The following is a 542-nucleotide window of genomic DNA, read 5'->3' as shown; positions in this document are numbered from 1 at the left end:
TGGTGCCACGACAGCATTCGACCGGGGGCAAACAGCGCCTTGGGGCCACGACGAAGATGGGCGAGCGCTCCCTCCGGCGGCTGCTGATCATTGGCGCCAACAGCGTGATCATCAAGCGGCACGTCCATGCCGCCACCCGACCGGGCACGTGGCTGGGCGGGATGTTGACGCGCAAGCCGCCGATGCTTGTGCGGGTGGCGCTGGCGAACAAGATGGCGCGGATCGTCTGGGCCCTGATGGCACGGGGCGGCGTCTACCAGTCTCCGGCCGCGGCGGCGTAAGCCTTCCGTCGGTCGCGAGGACGTCGGAGCGAAAGAGGGCAAGGAGCAGTTTGGCGCAACAGTCGTGAGACGGGATCGGGAGAACCAGTGTGCAACAGAGTGCCTTCGAGCACGCGGCTTTGATCTGGATCCGACCCGCGAACACCATACGGGCCCGCGGCATGTGTGACGCCGCATCTGAGGCCGGACACATGTCAGCACCCGATGACGCGCCGGGATCAGGCCCGAAGTTCCCTCTTGCGCAAGGGGCGGTTACACATG

General features: G+C 66.4%; 1 protein-coding gene. It reads left to right on the top strand.

The window, feature by feature from the left end; genetic code table 11:
• The coding region (locus tag D5084_RS09060; protein ID WP_155523119.1) for a transposase at nucleotides 1-281 on the top strand (281 nt) is incomplete at its 5' end.
• Between the last annotated feature and the right edge of the window lie 261 nt (nucleotides 282-542).

This window comes from Tabrizicola thermarum, assembly GCF_003574395.1.
Lineage (GTDB): Bacteria > Pseudomonadota > Alphaproteobacteria > Rhodobacterales > Rhodobacteraceae > Tabrizicola > Tabrizicola thermarum.
This window is presented reverse-complemented; position numbering and strand designations above follow the sequence as displayed.